The organism is Acinetobacter sp. 1294596, from assembly GCF_000582925.1.
Taxonomy (GTDB): domain Bacteria; phylum Pseudomonadota; class Gammaproteobacteria; order Pseudomonadales; family Moraxellaceae; genus Acinetobacter; species Acinetobacter radioresistens.
Genome location: NZ_JFCC01000025.1, coordinates 19,929 through 41,576 on the forward strand (window position 1 = coordinate 19,929; position 21,648 = coordinate 41,576).

Annotated in this window: 21 protein-coding genes and 2 pseudogenes; 4 read left to right on the top strand and 19 right to left on the bottom strand. The window is 39.4% G+C overall.

Annotation, left to right across the window (positions count from 1 at the left end; genetic code table 11):
- Window positions 1–14: 14 nt before the first annotated feature.
- From catC to J502_RS09955, 10 genes are all read right to left on the bottom strand, one after another.
- The gene (gene catC / locus J502_RS09910) at window positions 15–293 is read right to left on the bottom strand and encodes a muconolactone Delta-isomerase (protein ID WP_005015541.1); all 279 of its coding nucleotides are present in this window, start codon (window positions 291–293) and stop codon (window positions 15–17) included.
- A 32-nt stretch (window positions 294–325) separates the two neighbouring features.
- Window positions 326–649: a 4-carboxymethyl-4-methylbutenolide mutase MmlI gene (gene mmlI, locus J502_RS09915; RefSeq protein ID WP_005015538.1), complete on the bottom strand. Its 324-nt coding sequence runs from the start codon at window positions 647–649 to the stop codon at window positions 326–328.
- Between the two features lie 2 nt (window positions 650–651).
- Entirely contained in the window at window positions 652–1,917 is a 1,266-nt protein-coding gene (locus J502_RS09920; protein ID WP_005015535.1) for an MFS transporter, read from the bottom strand.
- Window positions 1,918–1,948: 31 nt separating this feature from the next.
- Window positions 1,949–2,593: a 3-oxoacid CoA-transferase subunit B gene (locus J502_RS09925; protein ID WP_005015530.1), complete on the bottom strand. Its 645-nt coding sequence runs from the start codon at window positions 2,591–2,593 to the stop codon at window positions 1,949–1,951.
- 5 nt (window positions 2,594–2,598) lie between these two features.
- A complete protein-coding gene (locus tag J502_RS09930) occupies window positions 2,599–3,273 on the bottom strand; it encodes a 3-oxoacid CoA-transferase subunit A (protein ID WP_005015526.1) in 675 nt (224 codons plus the stop codon).
- A 135-nt stretch (window positions 3,274–3,408) separates the two neighbouring features.
- Window positions 3,409–4,302: a LysR family transcriptional regulator gene (locus tag J502_RS09935; RefSeq protein ID WP_005015524.1), complete on the bottom strand. Its 894-nt coding sequence runs from the start codon at window positions 4,300–4,302 to the stop codon at window positions 3,409–3,411.
- Window positions 4,303–4,603: 301 nt separating this feature from the next.
- A complete protein-coding gene (locus J502_RS09940) occupies window positions 4,604–5,794 on the bottom strand; it encodes a CaiB/BaiF CoA transferase family protein (protein ID WP_005015523.1) in 1,191 nt (396 codons plus the stop codon).
- Window positions 5,795–5,799: 5 nt separating this feature from the next.
- The gene (locus J502_RS09945) at window positions 5,800–6,639 is read right to left on the bottom strand and encodes an HTD2 family dehydratase (protein ID WP_005015521.1); all 840 of its coding nucleotides are present in this window, start codon (window positions 6,637–6,639) and stop codon (window positions 5,800–5,802) included.
- 17 nt (window positions 6,640–6,656) lie between these two features.
- Window positions 6,657–7,478, bottom strand: a complete 822-nt coding sequence (locus tag J502_RS09950) for an HpcH/HpaI aldolase/citrate lyase family protein (RefSeq protein WP_005015518.1) — start codon at window positions 7,476–7,478, stop codon at window positions 6,657–6,659.
- A 14-nt stretch (window positions 7,479–7,492) separates the two neighbouring features.
- Window positions 7,493–8,653: an acyl-CoA dehydrogenase family protein gene (locus J502_RS09955; protein ID WP_034672033.1), complete on the bottom strand. Its 1,161-nt coding sequence runs from the start codon at window positions 8,651–8,653 to the stop codon at window positions 7,493–7,495.
- A gap of 107 nt (window positions 8,654–8,760) precedes the next feature.
- On the opposite strand from J502_RS09955, the gene J502_RS09960 reads away from it, so the two are divergent.
- Window positions 8,761–9,696, top strand: a complete 936-nt coding sequence (locus J502_RS09960; protein WP_005015513.1) for a LysR family transcriptional regulator — start codon at window positions 8,761–8,763, stop codon at window positions 9,694–9,696.
- A 29-nt stretch (window positions 9,697–9,725) separates the two neighbouring features.
- On the opposite strand, the gene J502_RS09965 is transcribed toward J502_RS09960, so the two are convergent.
- From J502_RS09965 to J502_RS09985, 5 genes are all read right to left on the bottom strand, one after another.
- Entirely contained in the window at window positions 9,726–10,457 is a 732-nt protein-coding gene (locus J502_RS09965; protein ID WP_005406674.1) for a Fic family protein, read from the bottom strand.
- A 409-nt stretch (window positions 10,458–10,866) separates the two neighbouring features.
- The gene (locus J502_RS09970) at window positions 10,867–11,763 is read right to left on the bottom strand and encodes an EamA family transporter (protein WP_005015505.1); all 897 of its coding nucleotides are present in this window, start codon (window positions 11,761–11,763) and stop codon (window positions 10,867–10,869) included.
- Window positions 11,764–11,822: 59 nt separating this feature from the next.
- Window positions 11,823–13,262 (bottom strand): amino acid permease, encoded by a 1,440-nt coding sequence (locus tag J502_RS09975; protein ID WP_005015504.1) that lies wholly within the window; start codon window positions 13,260–13,262, stop codon window positions 11,823–11,825.
- A gap of 57 nt (window positions 13,263–13,319) precedes the next feature.
- The gene (locus J502_RS09980; RefSeq protein WP_034674675.1) at window positions 13,320–14,756 is read right to left on the bottom strand and encodes an NAD(P)/FAD-dependent oxidoreductase; all 1,437 of its coding nucleotides are present in this window, start codon (window positions 14,754–14,756) and stop codon (window positions 13,320–13,322) included.
- 11 nt (window positions 14,757–14,767) lie between these two features.
- Complete coding sequence (locus tag J502_RS09985; RefSeq protein WP_005015496.1) at window positions 14,768–15,163, bottom strand: nuclear transport factor 2 family protein; 396 nt, start codon at window positions 15,161–15,163, stop codon at window positions 14,768–14,770.
- Window positions 15,164–15,452: 289 nt separating this feature from the next.
- On the opposite strand from J502_RS09985, the gene pdxR reads away from it, so the two are divergent.
- Both pdxR and J502_RS16610 read left to right on the top strand, forming a co-directional pair.
- The gene (pdxR, locus tag J502_RS09990) at window positions 15,453–16,946 is read left to right on the top strand and encodes a MocR-like pyridoxine biosynthesis transcription factor PdxR (protein ID WP_034683962.1); all 1,494 of its coding nucleotides are present in this window, start codon (window positions 15,453–15,455) and stop codon (window positions 16,944–16,946) included.
- A 163-nt stretch (window positions 16,947–17,109) separates the two neighbouring features.
- Window positions 17,110–18,068, top strand: a pseudogene (locus J502_RS16610) (IS5 family transposase).
- A 165-nt stretch (window positions 18,069–18,233) separates the two neighbouring features.
- Here J502_RS16610 and J502_RS09995 read toward each other — a convergent pair.
- From J502_RS09995 to J502_RS10005, 3 genes are all read right to left on the bottom strand, one after another.
- Window positions 18,234–18,518 carry a putative quinol monooxygenase gene (locus tag J502_RS09995; RefSeq protein WP_005015487.1) on the bottom strand — a complete coding sequence of 95 codons (285 nt, stop codon included), beginning with the start codon at window positions 18,516–18,518 and terminating at the stop codon, window positions 18,234–18,236.
- A gap of 20 nt (window positions 18,519–18,538) precedes the next feature.
- Window positions 18,539–19,537, bottom strand: a complete 999-nt coding sequence (locus J502_RS10000; protein ID WP_034683963.1) for a zinc-binding alcohol dehydrogenase family protein — start codon at window positions 19,535–19,537, stop codon at window positions 18,539–18,541.
- 73 nt (window positions 19,538–19,610) lie between these two features.
- The gene (locus J502_RS10005) at window positions 19,611–20,351 is read right to left on the bottom strand and encodes an SDR family oxidoreductase (protein WP_005015484.1); all 741 of its coding nucleotides are present in this window, start codon (window positions 20,349–20,351) and stop codon (window positions 19,611–19,613) included.
- A 135-nt stretch (window positions 20,352–20,486) separates the two neighbouring features.
- Here J502_RS10005 and J502_RS10010 point away from each other — a divergent pair.
- A pseudogene (locus J502_RS10010) lies at window positions 20,487–21,239 on the top strand (LysR family transcriptional regulator); the annotation flags it as partial.
- A gap of 55 nt (window positions 21,240–21,294) precedes the next feature.
- Here the strand turns inward: J502_RS10010 and J502_RS10015 are convergent.
- Window positions 21,295–21,648 (bottom strand): integrase core domain-containing protein (locus J502_RS10015; protein WP_034683965.1); only part of this gene is annotated, 354 nt, incomplete at its 5' end.

Consider the following 21,648-nt stretch of genomic DNA (forward strand, 5'->3'; position numbering starts at 1 on the left):
AAAGGTATTCAGCGTTAGTGAATTGAAGATGGGTGTTGAGATAATGCTGTCACTTTAATATCCATATAGGGAAATAAAGGCAAACTCATCAGTAAATCATGTAATTCATTATTGCTTTCAACATCAAAAATACTGATGTTGGAATATTTACCTGTGACACGCCATAAATGTGGCCATTTACCTGCTTTCTGTAGATCAATAGCACGTTCTTTTTCAGCGCGTTTAATTTCATCCATTTTTACAGGATCACTATCTAATGGAATTTTTACAGTCATTTCTACACAAAAAAGCATATTTATTATCCTTAATATTTGATGAATAAGTCTTATCCGACGTCTTTGGTTATAAATGGCTTCAACTTGCCAATGAAAGTCTTGCCATGTTCAAACCAGTTTTTACGAATTTCAGAGTTCATATAATTTTGCATTTGTTGTTCATTTTCGAACCAGCATTCTCCAATAGCATCGACATCCGGCACATCAAAGAAGGGAACATGAATATCGGTAGGTTCTGAAGCAATCAAGCGAACTTCATATTTATATAAACCTGGAATACCGGCTGACATTTCAAAGTGGCGTAGACATTCTTGATCAAATTTTTCTTTACTCATGTCTTCTGGTTTAGCAAGTAAATAAAGGATACGGATCATATTTAAACTCCCTGTTTTTGATAATGATGAGATATTAAGTTAGGTTCATCTTTAGGCACTCTAATGAGTAAAATAGAGACTGTTGCTAAGCCGTAAGCTGTTAAGCAGAACAAACCGATCGAGGGAGCAAGACCTAATGATTCAGCAAGAATACCCACACCAACGACTGATAGAGCACCAAATGATTTTCCGACATTGTAGGAAAAGCCCATACCTGTGGTACGAATATGAGTCGGAAATAAGTCTGTTAAAAATGGTCCAAGTGCTGCAAACATACCGATTGAAGAGAAACCGACAAAGAAGCCCAGTGCCAAGGTGATGTATTGATTCATTGCAATCAACATATACACCACGGTCACAATCCAGCTCAAAATAGACATACCAATCAGAGTCTGTTTACGACCCCATTTATCAGCTAGATAAGCTGTAAACATAAAGCCTGCAAATGCTCCTGCAGCCATAATTAAAATCGTGACAATTTTAGAACTTGGACTCAGTCCACGCTCATTCATCAGGGTCGGAATCCAAATAAGAATGGCATAGCATGCTGCTTGTAAACCTATAACGAGTAAACTTGCGAAAATGGTTGAACGTAAATATTCTTTTTTGAAAATAGAACTAAAAGATGCTTTCTCAATATTTTCTTTATTTTTAGCCACATCATTAACGAATTTAACTGATTCTTTCACATTACGGCGAATATAAATCACAATTAAAGCGGGAATGACACCAGTCCAAAAAACCACACGCCAAGACCATTCTGGTGGTAGCATCGTAATAAGTATTGTGGCTACAATCACCGATCCTGCCCAACCTAAAGCCATTCCTGACTGGACAAAGCCGACAGCCTTATTTTTGTGTTTTGCAGAAACAGCTTCGGCCATGAGTGCCGCACCCACAGCCCATTCGCCACCAAAACCAAGACCTTGTAGCGTCCTTGCGACTAAAAGCTGTTCATAGTTTTGTGCAAATCCTGCCAGTATGCCAAAAAATGTAAACCATAAAATAGTAAACATCAGGATTTTTACACGACCATAACGGTCGGCCAAAATACCTGCGATCCATCCACCAATGGCAGTAACAATCAGGGCAACTGTACCAATCAGGCCAACCTGAGTTTGGGTAAGAGCCCAAGTTGCCATAATGACGGGTAATAAAAAACTAAAAATTTGCATGTCATAAGAGTCAAGAGCCCATCCTGCATAACATGCCCAAAATGTCTTTTTCTGGTTGGAATCCGATTCCTTGTACCAATTTAACATTCCCATTTACATCTCCTTTGTAAAATCGATTTATAATTTATTTCATTCTTGAAAAATCCAGCGGTACATCTGTAATAGTTTGGATATATTCGGGTGTATGAGGTGAAACGATATCAATTACAAATACTTGGCCTTTAATAAATTCAAAAGTCGCAATCTCTGTATAAACACGGTTTACGCAGGCCAATCCAGTTAATGGATAGCTACATTCTTCTAAAATTTTACTTTGGCCTTGCTTGGTTAAATGTTCCATCATGACGTAAACATTTTGTGCGCCTGAAGCAAGATCCATTGCACCACCTACAGCAGGAATGGCATCTGGATGTCCTGTATGCCAATTGGCTAGATCACCGTTGGCTGAAATTTGGAATGCACCTAAAATACAGTAATCCAAATGTCCACCGCGCATCATTCCAAAAGAGTCCGCATGATGAAAAAAGGCACCACCTTTTTTTAAATCAATCGCTTCTTTTCCGGCATTGATCAAATCCCAATTTTCTTTACCCTTTTCAGCTTGAGTCCATTGACCTAAAACACCATTTTCACTTTGTAGAATCACTTCTTTATCAGTGAAATAGTCTGCAACTAGAGTCGGTAAACCAATACCTAAATTGACATATGAACCTTCTGGTATATCTTGAGCCACACGTTGAGCAAGATTATTTTTTTGTTGGATATCCATAATGCTTATGCTCCAATTTCACTTTTTAGTGTCACACGATCGACAAAAATTCCAGGAGTAATAATGATTTCTGGGTCTAAATCACCAAGTTCACAGATTTGATCTACAGCGACTAAAGTAGTTTTTGCAGCCATAGCCATAATAGGAGCGAAATTACGTGCAGTTTTGTTGTAAATTAGATTGCCCCATCGATCGCCTGCCTTGGCATAAATCAGGCTGTAATCTACGGCCAAAGCTTTCTCAAAGACGTAACCTTGACCATCTATTTCTTTGGTCTCTTTATTTTCTGAAAGTAAGGTGCCATAAGCTGTACGTGTATAAAACCCACCGATACCGCAACCAGCAGCTCTTAAACGTTCTGCAAGCGTACCTTGAGGTACAACTTCAAGTTCAATTTCATTATTGCGATATAGTTCTTCAAAAACATATGCGTCTTTTTGGCGAGGGAAAGAACAAATTAGTTTTTTGACGCGTTTAGCTTTGAGTAGTGCTGCAAGACCTTGATCACCATTCCCCGCATTATTACTTACAATAGTTAGATCTTTCGCACCTTGTTCAATGAGTGCATCGATAAGTTGATTGGGCATACCAGATCCACCAAAGCCACCAATTGCAATGATTGAACCATCTTGAATGTCTATGACAATATCCTTTGCCGAATTGAAGATTTTATTGATCATCTTACTACCTTGTAAAATTCAAGTTTCTTATACTTAATAGTAAGGTCACACATTCTAGTGTTTGGCACAATTTTATAATTTGAAATCTGTGTTAACCTCTAGTTAACGCAAAATTCAGCATAAAAAATCAAATACTTAATGAATGTGTGCTTGTAAACACTGGATAAAATCTTTAGAAAATTGACTTATTTGATTGAAATTTATTGAACAGATTTTAAAGCTGCGCTGCGCCCATTTTTCATTGATTTTGGTGCAGGTAAGCTGGGGATGAATATGCTGGAGGCGCTGAAATGCCGCCAGCGGAATGATGGAGATGCCGGCACCGGCAGCGACCATTTGACAGATGGAATCGTAGCTTGAAACCTGAACTCGGATGTTGATTTTTTTGTCTAGTTGAAGGGCAAGCTTATATAAGAACTGCTGAATGGCGCTGCCTTCGTTTAAGGTCACTACAGAATACTCAATAATATCGATTAAAGTGATATTTTCAATTTCCAGTAAAGGGTGCATTTTCGGTGTAATCAAAACGAGTTGAGAAGAAATTAAAGGTAAAGTCTGTAAATGATCGGTGTCGATATCGCCTGAAATAATGCCTAAATCCACTTGCCGGTCTGCGACCACATGAATGATCTCTTCACTGGTCATCTCTTTCAGATTTACATCGACATGTGGATGGGTAATTAAATATTCCGACAGTGCATTAGGAATATATTCAGTGATGGCCGTGGTGTTAGCGGCAATGGTTAATTTGCCCTGAATTAGGTTGTTAAATTGAGACAATTCACCTTTCAGGCATTCAATTTCATGCTGGAAAGATTTTGCGTATTTGAGATAAATCTGGCCAATTTCAGTTAGTCTGACACCTTGAGATGAGCGCTCTAAAATTTTTAGGCCTAATTGCTGTTCTAGATTCTTAATCCGGTTACTGGCTGCAGGTGTCGAAATAAAGGTTTTTTCAGCAGCCCGAGTTAAATTTTGAGTCTCGGCGATATTCAGAATCAGCCTGAAATCATTTAAATCAAAGTTCACAGGTTTACTCGCGTGAAATTATTAAAATTAAAAAAGATTATTCGCAGCAATACTTACTTGAATTGATATTAAGTCAAAAGTATTTCATTTTTTCACTATATATGAAATGTGATTATTGTTAGACCAAAGTGAGGTTGCTGGTATGTATTTTTAAATCATTCCATTAGGGATAGGTGACCCAAAACACTAAATGAAGAGCCGTAAGGAGAATAGCGTCCTGTATTGACGGCACCTAAGGGATATCGATATTTTCAAAAAATCCAACATCACGGCCTATATGATGCTGGAAAACCGGAAAATCCTAAATGATGGCTTGGTCAATAAATTCTTGAATGGCAACTCTGCTATAGCCTAATTCCTCTAGAATTGCCTGGGTATGTTCTCCCAGGTCTGGTACAGGACCGATTTGGTAATCTTTATCATTCTTGCATCCGACGGGTTTAAGTGTCGGAACTCGACCAACCGGGGTGTCTACCGCAGTCCAGCGCTGTCGTGCTTGTAATTGTGGATGATGCCAGACGTCTTTCATTTCATTCACATTCGCCCTGGCAATATTGGCAAGATCTAAACGATTGATCACTTCTGTCTGAGTTAAATGTTTAAATACATCTAAAATAATAGCTTGTAGTTTTTCACGATTTTTTGAGCGTAATGTATTGTTTATGAATTCAGGCATTTCTGAAAGTGTAACGTCTTGCAATACAAATTTGCAAAAGGCTTTCCATTCCCGCTCATTTTGAACCGCTAAAATGACTTGTTTATCATCACCCGTATGGAAAAGACCATAAGGATAGATGGTTGCGTGCGAGGCTCCGGTCCGCTGAGGTGCGGTATTGCCACGAAACGCATAATAGAGCGGATAGCCCATCCATTCAGTCATGCTTTCAAGCATCGAAATATCAATACGTTTTCCTTTACCTGTCTTAGCGCGTTCAATCAAGGCAGCCAAAATATTGGAATAGGCATACATACCGGCAGCAATATCAGAAATAGAACAGCCTGCTTTTGTATACTCATTTTCGGTGCCAGTGATCGATAAAAATCCGGATTCACTCTGAATCAGTAAGTCATAGGCCTTTTTATCATGATAAGGACCGGGATTTTCAGCATCATCACCATACCCTGAGATATCACAGACAACAATTTTCGGATTGATTGCAGACAATTCTTCAAAAGACAGACCAAGCCGGGAAGCAGAACCTGGCGCAAGGTTTTGCACCAGTACATCTGCTGTTAATACAAGCTGCCTGAGAATATCTTGAGCCGCTTGAGTTTTAATATCCAGTGTTAAGCTTTCTTTAGACCGATTGGCCCATACAAAATGCGAAGACATTCCATCGACACGCTCATCATATTTTCGTGCGAAGTCACCGATATTTGGACGCTCAATCTTGATTACCCGTGCACCTAAATCTGCGAGTTGCCGTGTACAAAATGGTGCAGCAATTGCATGCTCGAGTGTAATGACGGTAATATCATTTAAAGGAAGCATTGGACTTATTCCTTAAAAGAAATTTTTGCTTTCATGCAAATTTGACCATTGTCTTTTTGAATCCATAATTCTCCTTGCGTGGATTTAATACTGCCATAGATTTGAAAATCATCAAAATCAAAGACTGGATTCACCGCACGAAACTCAAAATGAGTAATTTGTTTATCTGGATATTCTTGTTTGAAATGATGAATTAAAAGAGTGGCTAAAAGTGGGCCATGCACCACAAGGCCAGGATAACCTTCTTCTTGGGTGGCATAAGGACGGTCATAATGAATACGATGTCCATTGAATGTCACAGCCGAATACCTGAATAGCGTCACAGGATCGATAGGGAACGATTTTTTATAATCGAATGCTTTTGTTTCTGCATTTTCAGGCTGCTTCTGAGGAGCACGTTGTACTTGGTTGCTTACATCACGATACACAATGTCTTGTTCTTCAATGATGGCCAATTCATTTTCTGCATAAATTGAATGCTGAACGGTAACGAAATACATGTCACCGCTTTTTCCATGTTTGAACTCAACCTTTAAAATTTCTGATTCACGACATATGGATTGATGAGCGGCAATGGGTTTGATGAACTCTAAGCGGCTGCCTGCCCACATACGCTTAGGAAAAGGAATAGGGGGTAAGAATCCGCCTTTTTTAGGATGTCCATCTAGAGCAAGATCCTGTCCGTTAACCAAAGGTAGAAAATAAAACCAATGATATAAATGCGGTAAATCAGCCGGTAACTTATTTTCTTCATTGAGTAAAGCCTGCATCATTGCTACAGGACGATGATCTGAATAATCATCCAGTACTTCTTTTTTTCCAATCCAATTACTGTAGTTTTCCATGACCACTCCTTAATCCTTTATGCGTTTAAACCCGCTTGCTTCAAAATCTTTTGCGCTCTCAAAATGACGGGTAAATCAATCATTTTTCCATCTAGGCTGATGGCTTGGCCTTGGGCTTGATTAATAGCATCCAAAACACGCTGCGCCCACTGAATTTCAACATCTGTTGGACTAAATGCAGTATTCACAATATCGATCTGCTTTGGATGAATACAAAGTTTTCCTGCAAAACCCAGATTCTTGGCTTGTAAGGTTTCCTTTTCAACTAAAGCTTCGTCTTTGAAGTCAACAGTAACCCCATCGATAGGAGACTCGATTCCTGCAAGTTTAGAAGCCAATACGAATTCATTACGAAATGACAAAAGCTCCTCATAACCGCCTTGCATATTCATTTCTAACTGAAAATCAATTGAACCGAATATCAGTGCCTTAACCGATTTTGCCTGAGCAATTTGACGGATATTGACAAATCCAAGCGGGGTTTCGATCAGTGCGAATATATCCATTGCACGAATAGCAGTCACAGCATCAATATCTGCAACAGATTCAGTTTTGGGTAACACAATCGCTTGCACATTGCTGAATTTTGCCAACTGGATATCGTCCGCAAACCATTCGCTGTTTTTTGAATTGATACGGATCATCATATTTTTTTGTGGATGCTCCATCAGCCAATATTTTAAAGTTTCTCTGGCTGAATTTTTTAAATTCACTGGAACCGCATCTTCTAAATCGATAATAATTGCATCCGCTGATGTGCTGAGCGCTTTTTCAAAACGTTCTACACGATTAGCCGGTACAAAAAGATAAGAGCGTGCAGATTTTTGTACTTTTTCCATGCTGTAGCCTTTATTTAGAATGAGCGCGGTAAATCAAGTAAATGTTCAGCAACATAACTGAGAATTAAATTCGTCGAAATAGGGGCAACTTGATACAGGCGGGGTTCACGGAATTTACGCTCAATATCGTATTCATTGGCAAATCCAAAACCGCCATGGAATTGCAAGCAGTGATTTGCTGCTTCCCAGCTTGATTTAGCAGCCAGATACTTCGCCATATTTGCTTCAGCACCGCAAGACTGGCCATGATCAAACAGTTCACAAGCACGGAAACGCATTAAGTTTGCAGCTTCGATTTCAATGAAAGATTCAGCAAGCGGGAACTGCACACCTTGGTTTTGACCAATTGGACGGCCAAATACTTCTCGGTCTTTTACATATTTGGTTGCGCGATCCATAAACCAATAACCATCACCAATACATTCTGCAGCAATTAAAGTACGTTCTGCATTCAGGCCATCTAGAATATATTTAAAACCTTTACCTTCTTCACCGATTAAGTTTTCTTCAGGAATTTCTAGGTTTTCAAAAAATAATTCATTGGTTTCGTGATTCACCATATTGGGAATAGGTTGCACCGCCATGCCTGATTTCATGGCTTCTTTAATATCAACCATGAAAATAGACATGCCTTCAGATTTCTTTTTCACTTCAGCCAAAGGCGTTGTTCGTGCCAGAAGAATCATCCAATCACTATGCTGCACACGTGAAATCCACACCTTTTGACCATTAATCACATAACTGTCACCTTTTTTTACTGCGGTGGTACGAATCTTTGTAGTATCTGTACCCGTCGTAGGTTCTGTCACTGCCATAGATTGTAGACGCCATTCACCAGATGCGATTTTAGGTAAATAAAATTCTTTCTGTACCTGAGAGCCGTTACGTAACAGTGTACTCATGTTATACATTTGACCGTGACAAGCGCCTGAGTTTCCGCCACTGCGATTAATTTCTTCCATAACTACAGATGCTTCAGCCAAGCCCAATCCTGAACCGCCAAATTCTTCTGGAATCATTGCTGCCAACCAGCCTGCACTAGTTAAGGCATCTACAAACTCTTCAGGATAAGTTTTGTCTTCATCAATTTTGCGATGATATTCATCTGGAAATTGCGCACATAATGCACGAACAGCTTCACGGATTTCTTGGTAGTTATTAAAAGTGCTTTTCATTTGAATGGCCTTATCATGATCCCTTTTATATTTTTGATCATATATTGTTATGTAAAATAATTTAAAATAGTATATTCTGATGGAAGTCATGCTAGAAAATTATTGAAATGGACATCAAACAATTACGGACTTTCGTTACAATATTAGAAGTAGAAAACCTTACTAAGGCTGCAGCTATGCTAAATATTGTGCAGCCTGCTGTATCACGTCAGATTCAAATGCTTGAAGAAGAATTAGGAGTGAAATTATTTAACCGTTCCCGTCATGGGATGGCTTTGACTGAGGATGGTAAGTTACTAGAACCTTATGCAAGAAGAATCTTAGAAGAAGTTGAGACTGCCAAATTAGAATTAACCGCAAATAAAGGAATGATACGAGGGAAAGTTCATATCGGTGTATTGTCGAGTATTAGTGAATTACTTTCTGCTTTGATTATGAAGTTGATCAAGGAGAAGTATCCTGAAGTACAAGTGAAAATATCAGTGGGATATTCTGGGCATTTAAAAGAATGGTTAGAGGCTGGAGATATTGATTTAGCTTTAATGTATGACACTACACCTTCTAAGTTAATTGATTTGACTCCGTTGGTAAAAGAGCCACTATTTTTAATAGGATCGGCTCAATCTACACTTCAGCAAAATGAAGTCCTTGAACTTAAAAAAATAGAGCCATTTCCATTAATTTTACCTTTTCACCCTCATCGATTGCGATCTCTGATTGAGCAGGCTTATAAGCAAAATGAAGCTAACTTAAAGATTTATGCTGAAACTAATGATTTGAATATACAAAAACAGCTAGTTATCCAGGACTTTGGTTATACAATCTTACCCCTAGTTTCTGTAATAAATGAGTATAGGGCAGGATTAATTAAAGTTACTCCAATTTTAGACCCCTCATTTTCTCGTGTGATTACTTTAGCAACGCACTCTACAAGAAATATCCCCAAGCATATTAGGATTATTTCACGCGAAATTATTGGTTGTGTTGAGCAATCTATTGATGAGAAAAAATGGCCGAATGCTCAATGGATATATGAAAGTTAATATCTAAATTTTATTTATAAAATCGTAAGTTAAAGACCTAAAACCACCTGATACGGTTTAAATCCTTCGACCACTGCTTTGGAAATCAACTGAATAAAAGCTTCAGTTTTTCCATAAGCCATCCATTGATCCAATGCTTCATAGTAAGCTAAACGATTCTCTACAGTAATCACACAAGGTGGATAACCAGCTTTAAGCAATTCGAGGTTCATCAATAGGCGTGATGTACGGCCATTGCCATCAATGAATGGATGGATACCTACAAAATCAGCATGTACTTTAGCTGCACGTTCAATGGGGTGAAGCTTATGTGCCTCTGAATTGTACCAATCAACTAGCTGAGCCATCTTGTCATTTAATAATGTGTAATCAGGTGGGGTAGACGTGGCACCAGAGATTAGAACATTTTGTTGGCGATAACGGCCAGCATTATCATCATCAATGTTTTTTAAAATGAGTTGATGGATATTGCGAATTTGCCATTCCGAAAATAGTTCTTCTTTTCTAATAATATCTTCAACGTAATAAATAGCATTTCTATGGTTAATTGCCTCGAAGTGTTCTCTTAATGCTTTCCCACCGACAGTTATGCCTTCTAACACGACTTTCGTTTCTAAAAGAGTAAGGGTATTTCCTTCAATAGCATTCGAGTGGTAAGTCCATCGTAAAATAAGATCTTCTTGTAAATTTTTTACTATTGCTGGGGATAGGGGGCGATGCTGATCTAATTTATTTTTTAAATCATCAATAATTTCAAACATTACTTTGTCCCTAAATGTGTTTAAAAGAATAATACATCAAAAAAGAATATCAAATAAACGATATGTTATAATATAATATTTTTACTAGATTGTAACGATGCTACAATCGGTACACTATTTCAAATCCTGAATTGGGATTTGAACAAAACTACTTCGTGATTCAATACAATAAATCTGATTTGGGTCAAAATTGGGTCAATGAATTTTTTTATTCAATAAAAGATCTTTAGAATTAGTTGGTTAGGATCTGAGTTCAATTGACGCCATCTCTGTAAGTTCTGAAATTTTACTTATTGTTATACTAAGATGATTCTCAAAAGGACAGGATTAACTCGAATGAATGGCTGTTCAGAATATGGCTTACTCTTTTGAGTAAGCCTTTGAGTGTATATGGGAAAATTATAATTATTTAAGTGTTTGATGCTCTTTGCATTAACAATAGAGTTTGAATTTTTTGCCCCAATAAATGCACCATTAAACCCAGCATAACAATACATGAACCCAACCACTGCAAAGTATTTAATTGTTCATCTAAAAATAAATAGGCAAAAATCATACTTATAACAGGTACCCAAAGTGACAATGGGCTAATTTTAGCAACAGGATAACGTGTCAGTAGGTAGATCCATAAGCCATATCCGATAATCGTGGCGAAATAGGCGAGAAATGCGGCGGCGCCGAATCCTTTCCAAGTCAGTGCATGCCAATCCGCAACCACACCTTGCCAGCCAATATTCTGTACCGCTAAAAGTAAAAACCATAAAGGGGTAAGAATATTGCCCCATACGACTAAACCAATTGGGTGAACAGGCCCCATTTTTTTGACTACGATATTACCGCAGGCCCATGAAATTGCTGAGCATAATACCAATGCCAAACCCATTAATGGAACATGACTATGTTGTTGACCAAAGGCAATCAGCATTAAGCCCATAAAGGCAATCGCGATAGCCAGCCACTGGTTCCAAAAGGCTTGTTCGCGTAAAAAAAATGCTGCAATCATGACAGTAAAAAAGGCTTGGGATTGCACAACTAAAGCGACTAAACCTGTAGGCATTCCTGTCGCAATTGCACTGAACATAAAAGCAAATTGAGAAAAGTTACTAATAAAGCCATAAAGTAATAACCATTTCCACCCGATGCTTGGAATACGAATGAAAAAGAGGGCAGGCAATAAAACCAGTAGATAGCGTAAACATCCGAGGAGCATAGGGTGTATCTCACTGACGCCAACTTTCATAAAATAAAAGTTAATACCCCAGATGAACACGACTGCGAAGGCAGCAAGTTTATCTTTTAAAAGCATATGTAATTTCCTAAAGACGTGGATGACCTGTACTTGGTACAGGTCATTGTGTTTGAGGATTAAATTTTGGTTTGTTTGGCAGGGATGAGCGTATTCAGTTGTGTACTTTGATGACGTAATTTAATCAGCTCTATGTAATCACGAATAATGAAGATACAGAACAGGATGCCTGCACTTGCGATACCGAACCAGAACGCTTTTTGAAGACTAGGAATAAAAGCCATGGCAGCAAAGATGGAAAGCATGCCGATGATTGCAAAATAACTGAGGTATGGGAAACACCACATACGAACTTTTAAACGTTCAGGTGCTACACGTTCTAAGTGGCGACGCAAACGGATTTGCGAGAATGCAATCACGATATAGACAAATAAGGCTACAGTTCCATAAGATTCGACCAAGAAAGGGAAAACAGCATCTGGTGAGAAGTATGAAGCTAGAATTGATAGATAACCAAACAATGTGCTAAATAGGATGGCACGAATTGGAACACCATTTTTTGAAAGTTTAGTTAAGCTACGAGGTGCATCACCATTTTGGGTTAACGCAAACAACATACGGCTCGCAGCATAAACACCAGAATTTAAACAACTAAGCACCGCTACGAGAATTACGACATTCATAATGTCTGCAACAAACGGAATATTAAGAACTTTTAATGCACTTACATAAGGCGTCGCAATTTCTGGACTATTCCAAGGGACGATACATACCACTAATAAAATTGAGCAAACATAGAAAATAAGTACACGTGAAATTACAGATTGAGTTGCTTTGGCAACAGATTTTTCGGGGTCTTTGGTTTCTGCAGCAGCAATCGTAACGATCTCAGCACCAAAGTAAAATCCAGTTGCGGCAATAGCACCCGATAAGACTGGTCCCCAACCATTTGGCATAAAACCACCATGATTTAACAATTCACCAAATCCAGCGGCTTGATGGTTTGGCCAAAGACCGAACATATATAAAGAACAAAGGAAAATGAAAAGACCAATCGCAGCAACTTTAATAGATGAGAACCAAAACTCGAATTCACCAAAGGATTTGACTGAGAATAAGTTCGTTGCTGTTAATAGGGCGAGTAAAACCAGACTGACGATCCATTGTGGTGTATCAGGTAACCAATAAGCAAAGAGTTTTGCACCGACAATCGCTTCTAATGCAATCACGATGACCCAGAAATACCAATACATCCATCCTGTCATGAAGCCTGCGAGTCGAGATAAATAGGGCGAATCTTGGAAAGCATGGCGTGCATATGCATAGAAGGAGCCTGATACAGGAGAGGCGGTTGCAAGTTCACCAAGCATTCGCATCACTAAAATAATCAACACACCCGTAATCAGAAAGGACAAAATTGCGGCTGGACCTGCAGCTTGAATCACTACAGAACTACCTACAAATAGTCCCATTCCAATAACACCGCCGAGTGCCATCATTTGGACATGACGAGGTTTTAAAGCACTTTTTAAACTTTGATTTGAATCTGAATCATACATGATGGATTCCCTCTTATATTTTTATAACCGAATCATTACAGATGACTGAATTTGCGCTTAAAGCACTTCATCTCTTAAGTGGTACCAGCGATATAACAATGCTTGCCCGAGTCGACGGAATGGTCGAAACAGATGTGAAGGCAAAGGGGATTTATAAATCGGAAGCTCAAATTGAGGGCGGTGTATTCCCATCACTCGTTCTGCAAGACGGAGTCCTGCCATCGCGGAGAAAGACACACCATTACCACCATAACCAATAGCATAATAAATGCTTTCCTCAGGGTTGGGTTGTACGATACGAGGCATCATGTCATGACTCACATCGACCCAACCCCACCAAGAATAAGCAATAGGTATGCCACGTAAGCTTGGAAATTTGCGATAAAGCCCTTCTTTTAAACGTTCGAGATGGACTGGATTATCTGCATCTGCACCGGTTAAGGAACTTCTACTGCCACATTGCATGGATCCATCAGGGAGTAGGCGATAATAGTGACGTAAAGTTCGAGTATCCGTAATAAATGTGGTGCTGTGTAAGCCTGCCTCAGCACGTTCCGCTTCTGTTAAAGGGCGTGTCACAATAGAATTGGATAAAATCGGCATGATTTTTCCAGAAAGATGCGGGTGTAAGCCATTAGGCGTATAGCCACCTGTTGCAACTGCCACACGTTTTGCTTTGACAATACCATTTGGAGTACGTAAATAATGGATGCCATTGTGCGTTTCCCATCCAAGTACCGGACTTGAAGTATGTACTTTGGCACCAGCAGCACGGGCACGTTTTAAATAGCCAAAAGCCAGTTTTAGGGGGTGTACGCCAACACCATCGGGTTCCAGTAAGGCTCCGGCAGCTTCCTGATCAGCCACATACTCTTCATGCAGTTGCTCACGGCTCAACATACGAGTCTGATAGCCGAACGCCTCTTTCATGACGCGACCTTCATTTTCAAGGAAAGCCATTTTTTTTGCACGATGGGCGATATAAAGATGTCCACCATCTTGTGCATCACATTCAATACCGCTCACGAGGTCTTTAAAGTAGTCAAAGCCCTCCCGAATTTCGGCATCAAGACGTTTGGCGGTGTCTAATCCCCATTTTTCAATCCATTGGGAGCGATACAGACGACCCGACGCATTTTGACCTTGCCCACCGTTACGGCTGGGACAGCCCCATGCGGGACGGTTTGCTTCAAGCACAAGAGGGGCGGCACCAAATTGTTCAGCCAGTGTTAGTGCTGTCGATAGCCCAGTGAAGCCTCCACCAATAATGACAATGTCCGCTTCGGTGTCACCCATTAATGGCCCATCATCTTCGGGTGGCGTACCTGCTGTGCCGACCCAATAAGTTGGCGCATAATTTTCATTACCTGATAGGACAGGAGTGGTTAAAGGGTCAAACTGTGAGTTGTAACTTTTAAAACTCTGTGGCGGTATAGATTTATGCGGTTCTAGGCGTTCGCGAAATGAACTTGCATGTTGGACAGATTGATTCATTGAATGACTCCTTATGCGATTGGTTGCACAGGTCTATTTTTACGGAATGCATTTTTGACGAGAATTTTTCCATCTTTAAATGTAAAGACATCAACCATATTGGCTTCAATCCAGCCGCCATCAGCAGTCGTTGCTGTAAAAGTTGTTTCTGAAATACCGAACTCCGCGTTATCACTGATCCAGTGTTTACCGTTACGCCACTGAGCATCTGGAAAACTTTGAAAGGTATTGCTAAATGCTTGACGAACTGCATCTAAGCCCTCAATTCTGGTTCCAAAAACATCATCTCCAGCCACAGTTTCGAACCGACATTCTGGATGCATGCATGCCATGAGTTGTTCAACATCATGTTGATTCCAAGCTGTTGAAAAATCGGTAAGAAGTTGGATTAATTGTGCTTGCTGCATTTGTATTGCTCCAAAATTAGGTTTTATAAACTGATGAAATGAATGTACGGAAATACTGAAATATGGCGTAGTACCAGATTTAGAGTTTTTATGGAGCCAATAATTAATATTATTAAGTTATTGTTTTTAAATAGATATCTTAAATTAATAAGAGTGGAATGCCTTTTGCTTTATATCAAGTAAGTCCAGTTTTAGCTTAAAGATGGACTGAAACCATGAGCTTTGCACCAGTTTGAGTAGGCAAGCATCAAAATGGATCGCAGCAATGCACAGATATAAGGATTAATTAGTGACTTCAGCAATTTCAGCTACAGTTTGGCAAGCATTATTTTCTAATACGGCACAGAGCGGTTTGAATTTACAGGGCAGAATCTGCCGTATGATGTTTTCGGCTTTAGTACAAGGTTATTTAAAACCAGGTATGGTAGTACCTTCTAGCCGAGATTTAGCTGATCAATTGGGTGTTGGAAGAAATACGGTTACCATTGCGTATCAACAATTGGTTGCTGAGCGAATTTTGGAATCCAAACAGCGGAGTGGACATTTTGTTTGTTTAAATTTCCAGATTGATAGTAGTGAGAATAAAACCATTCGGACCACGTCAAAAGCGACGACTTTGGAGGCTCGCTTTTGTATACGACCTTCAGCACAAAGGCATTTGACCAAACCCAGTGATTGGATGAATTATGCCTATCCCTTTATTTATGGTCAGCCAGATGAGGAAAGCTTTCCTGCCTCAGCTTGGCGGGAATGTGCATTACGTGCCTTATCTGCCAAAGATGCCTCAATATGGTCACAAGACATTACTCAACAGGGGGACGACGCCTATCTCATTAATGCAATCCGTCAGCATATTTTGCCTACTAGAGGCATCATGGCTCAAGAGAATGAAATATTGCTAACCGTGGGGAGTCAGCATGGCTTATATATGTTGGCCACGTTATTAATGCGGCAGAATCATGTGATAGGGGTTGAGGAACCTGGTTATCCAGATGCACGTAATATATTCATGCTACAAACCCAGAATATTGTTCCTTTAGCTGTAGATCATGAGGGGGTAACTTTAACTCGAGCAAGCGAGTGCGATTATTTATTTGTTACGCCAGGACGGCAATGTCCAACAGGTGTAACCATGTCACCACAGCGCCGACAAAATTTATTGCAGTTAGCAGAACAAAACGACAGCATAATTATTGAAGATGAATATGATGCTCAGGTGCTGGTACAAAATACGACGATCCCCGCGTTAAAAAGTTTAGATCGACATGGTCGCGTCATTTATCTTGGAAGTCTGTCTAAGCCATTGGCACCGGGGTTACGTTTAGGATATATCGTTGCTGCACCCGAATTAATACAAGAACTTCGACATTTACGCCGTCTGATATTGCGACATCCAAATGTATTCAATCAACGTGTCTTTGCTTTGTTTATCGATCAAGGCTATTACCATAGCATGCTACGCCGTCAGTACCAGTTACACCGACAACGGGGCGAAATACTCAATAAGGCATTAAAACAATATCTTCCAACATGGAAACCTTATGCTTTGAATGGTGGTTCAGCATGTTGGATTGATACCGCAGCAGATATTGATACTACGGTTTTGTCTCATTATGCCGCAAATTTAGGCGTATTCATTGAATCGGGGCAGTCTTTCTTTTTAGATGATCACAAACAGAAACATTTCCTTCGTTTGGGGTTTGGGTCAATCAGTGCTGATCTAATTAATAAAGGTGTTTTTAACTTGGCGAGGGCGGTTGAAGAGTATTATTTATACAACTAAATACATACGTACTAATTAGTATGGTGGGAGAGTGGTGGCAGTCTAGTCTTTAAAATTGGCAGCTATTTGAAATTTACCAAGTTAAAATTTCCATTTTTCAGTTTTAAGAGGCTTTGTTGCACAAACCTACCGATAAGGTCTTATTCCGCAGTATAATTCCTAGATGAATAAACCTACATCCAAAATCTTTCGTACAACCAATTGGTCCACATATAACCGCGCCTTAATTAATCTAGGCAATATTTCCATTTGGTTTGATCCTTTGACTCAATGGTATGCTCATCCGCAAGCAAAACATGGACGAAATCAAACTTACTCCGATACGGCTATTCAATGCTGCTTAATGATCAAATCTTTATTTAAATTGTCTTTGCGACTGGTCACAGGCTTTGTCCAAAGACTGATTAAGCTTTGTGGCTGAGCAGCCCCGAATATGAGTGATATTCCTACTCCACACTGTGCAGAAGACAAAGGCATATCGATATTGCAATTGGCTATAAAAAAAGTAGTGGTGGTCTCCGTTTACTCGTAGACTCTACTGGCCTAAAGTTTTTAGGTGAAGGTGAATGGAAGCGTAAGAAACATGGACCTGAATATCGCCGCCAATGGCGTAAGCTTCATATTGGTATCGATGCTAAAACCCTTCAAATACGTGCTGTACAACTCACCGCAAATAATGTCTGTGATTCACAGGTACTGGAAGATTTACTTGCTCAAATCCCTTTAGATGAACAAATCGATTCTGTCTATACAGATGGTGCTTATGACACAAAACGATGCCGTCAGGACATTGCAGATCGGCAAGCGCATGCGCTGATTCCACCTAGAAAAAATGCGAAACCATAGAAAGATACAAAGAACAAGCAGCTCGCTAGAGCGAAATGAATTACTTCGAACAGTTAATCTTGCGAAGCAGTGCTTCTCAGGCAGGGCACTATGGAAAAATGGTCAGGCTATCATCGGCGAAGTTTGGTTGAAACTAAGATGCACTGCATTAAATTATTAGGAGATAAACTCAGTGCAAGGAGCTTTGATAGCCAAGTCAATGAGATTCATGCACGTGTAACTGTCCTCAACAGATTTACTGAATTAGGTCGACCACTTACCCAAGTTACGCCTTAAATTTGGCTCAATTAGGGGCGCTTTGCCTTTCAAATCTTTGTGCAACAAAGCCCTAAAAATGAAAAAAACCAGAAAAAATAGGAGCTTAGAGCTCTCATTTTTATGTTAGCTTTCTAAGTCTCTATGTTAATTTGAAGAATACTTCATCATAATGTCCGAATACAGCTATATTTTTTTGATTTCTATAATATCACTTGATTCAATTAGCGATTGGATATTACCAAATAAACTTTGAATATAATCAGAGGCTATATGGATATCTAAATCCTCCCTGCTACGCCATTCTTCTAAGAAGAAATATCTACTCGAGTCATTTTCGCTAATATAAAGCTCATATTTCAAGCATCCTTCTTCTTGAAGCGTAGGCTCTATTACACTTTTTAAAATCGCTTCTAACATTTCTTTTTTATCTGATTTTGCCTTAAAGTTCGCAATTATTGAAATAGTCATTATTTCACCTTGAATTTGTTTTAGAAGTTTTCTAGTACAATTTTGCCTTTTGACTTGCCTGATTCAAGCAACTTATGCGCCTTCTCCAAGTGTGCAGCGTTAATTTTGCCTAGATTTTGGTTGAGGGTACTTCTAATTTTTTGCTGGTCAACTAATTGGGCAACCTGTTGCAACAGATCACCCTGCTTTTCAATATCATCGGTTTCATACATTGAACGGGTGAACATCAACTCCCAATGGATAGAAATAGATTTAGTCTTAAACGGCATAATATCAAATGTTTGTGGATCATCGATCAATCCAAGCTTGCCTTGTGGTGCAATCAGAGAAACTATTTGCTTGATATAGGTTTCTGTATGATTGGTAGAGAATACGTATTTTGGTTTTTCAATGCCTAGTGTCTCGATTTGTGCATTAAAATCTTTGCTATGATCAATGACATGGTCGGCACCCAGTGATTCCACCCAAGATTTTGTTTCTTCACGTGAAGCTGTTGCTATAACGGTCAGATTTGTTTTTGCTTTTAGGAGTTGGATAGCGATTGATCCTACACCACCTGCACCACCAATAATTAAAATACTGCCAACTTCTGTTTCTGAAATTTGAAACCGATCAAACAGCATTTCCCATGCCGTTATTGCAGTTAATGGCAATGCTGCTGCTTCTGCATTAGATACTGTAATTGGTTTAAGACTGATAATTCGTTCATCGACTGCTTGAAACTCAGCATTACTACCATCTCGGGTTAAATCGCCAGCATACCAAACAGAATCTCCTACTTTAAACGAGGTAACTTTTGAGCCAACTTCGATAATTTCCCCAACGGCATCCCAACCTAAAATACGATTATTTGCTTCAGACGAATTTTTTCTCACTTTGGTATCAACTGGATTCACAGAGATTGCCTGAACTTTTACCAGTACATCACGCTCCTTAAGCGTAGGCTTCGCTTTTTCAATATCTACCAATGAATTTTTAAAATCATCATGGTTATTGATAACATACGATACGGCTTTCATAGATTTGTCCTTAACTTTAAAAAAATATAGTAAAAATAGGAGCGAAGTGCTCCCATTTTATGTTATTCAATAATTAGAACTCTTGGCTCGTTGGGCGCAAAACAATTTCATTAATATCTACATCCGCAGGCTGTTCAATTGCATAAGCAATTGCTCGAGCGACTGAGTCAGCTGGTATGGCTTGCTTGTAGAAATCAGTAACAAACTCTGAACTTTCTTTATGAGAAGAACCGAATTTTAGTTCTGACTCAATTGCACCAGGCTCAATAGTAGTCGTTCTAATTGTTCCCCCAACTTCATGACGAAGTCCTTCTGAGATGGCTCTTACAGCAAACTTAGTACCGCTATAAACAGTACCTCCTGGACTAAATACTTTTATCCCTGCAACAGATGCGAGATTAATAAAGTGTCCAAAGTTTTGTTTTTGGAAAACAGGTAGGGTAGCTGCTATACCATAAAGAACACCTTTAATATTAATGTCGATCATACGATCCCATTCATCAACTTTTAGCTCACTTAATGGTGCAATAGACATTAATCCAGCATTGTTTACCAATACATCGATTTGACCAAATGCGCTTAATGCCTTTTCAATAAGTGCTTGTACTTCCTGTGGTTTGGTTATATCCATACCAATAAATTCAGCTTGACCACCTTCAGCACGAATGTCGTGAACAATAGCCTCTAATTTTTCAGTACGTCTAGCACCAAGTACAACCTTTGCACCTTTTTTAGCAAGTAAACGAGCAGTAGCTTCACCTAAACCGCTACTTGCACCAGTGATAACAATAACTTTATTTTCTATATTATTCATACAAGTAACCTTCAACCTATCTGGCAATCATATTTGATCGATTAAGTATTACAGCCTTGTTAGGTATAATAAATGAATAATATTATCTTTCAGAATTCCTATTTACGGAATAATTACCAGAACACAGGATTGGACATGCAGAACAAATTGGAAATGATGCGTATCTTTTGTGTCGCAGCAGAGTCTCGCAATTTTAAAGAGGCAGCAACTCAGCTGGGGATTTCTCCGCAGCTAGTGACACGGGCAATAAAAGAGCTAGAAGAGCAGCGCGGAGAGATTCTGTTTTACAGGAGTACTCGACAAATTAAAATTACTGCTGATGGTGAGCGTTTGGCAAAGCAAGCACGTTTTGCGGTGGGATCGATTGATGCTCTGCTTGTAAAAGACACCAAGGAAAAACGAGATGAAATGCGTGGGACCGTCCGTCTTACTGTGTCGTCAGTGTTAGGGCGTAAATTGGTAGTACCTGCACTAGCAGAATTTGCCACACGTTATCCAGATATTGTCGTGGATTGTGTGCTAACAGATTCACACTCGGATGTGATCGATGAGCGAATAGATATCGGGATCAGATTTGGATTTTTGCCGGACAATCGATATGTGGCAAGGGAATTGGCGAAAGTGAACTTTTATTCTGTGGGTACGCCAGAGTTAATTGATAAGGTTGGAATGCCCAAAAAAATTATTGACCTTGATAAATACCCTCTAACAGCACTATTCGATCATAAAACAGGGCGTTACTGGCCATGGACATTCACCGAAAGTCGAAGCTTCACGCCATCAAAGCCTCGTTTTATTACAGATGATCTAGAAGCTGAATTTCAAGCTATTCTCGCTGGAGTTGGATTCGGACACATGCCTGGATTTCTAGTTTTGCCGTGGCTTAGGTGTACTAGCTCAAACCTGATCTGACAGTTACCCATTTTTTATTGTGCCTGTCAGGTTAAATTTGAGCTAAATTCTTCTCAGCCCAAATCCGTTTTCCATCAAGTAAAGTTTCAAGTGGTGTACGACCACAGCACATTTTTCCTTGATGAGTCCGTTCAGTATTATAGAATTTCAGCCAATCGTCTAGATCAACTTGTAATTCTTCCAATGAGCTATAAAGCTTCTTCCTAAACGTAATTTGATAGAACTCCTGCAAAATCGTCTTATGGAAACGCTCACAGATACCATTTGTTTGCGGCGAAGCTGCTTTTGTCTTCGTGTGATCAATATCATTAACTGCCAGATACAACTCATAGTCATGTTGTTCTACCTTACCGCAATACTCAGTACCTCTGTCTGTGAGGATGCA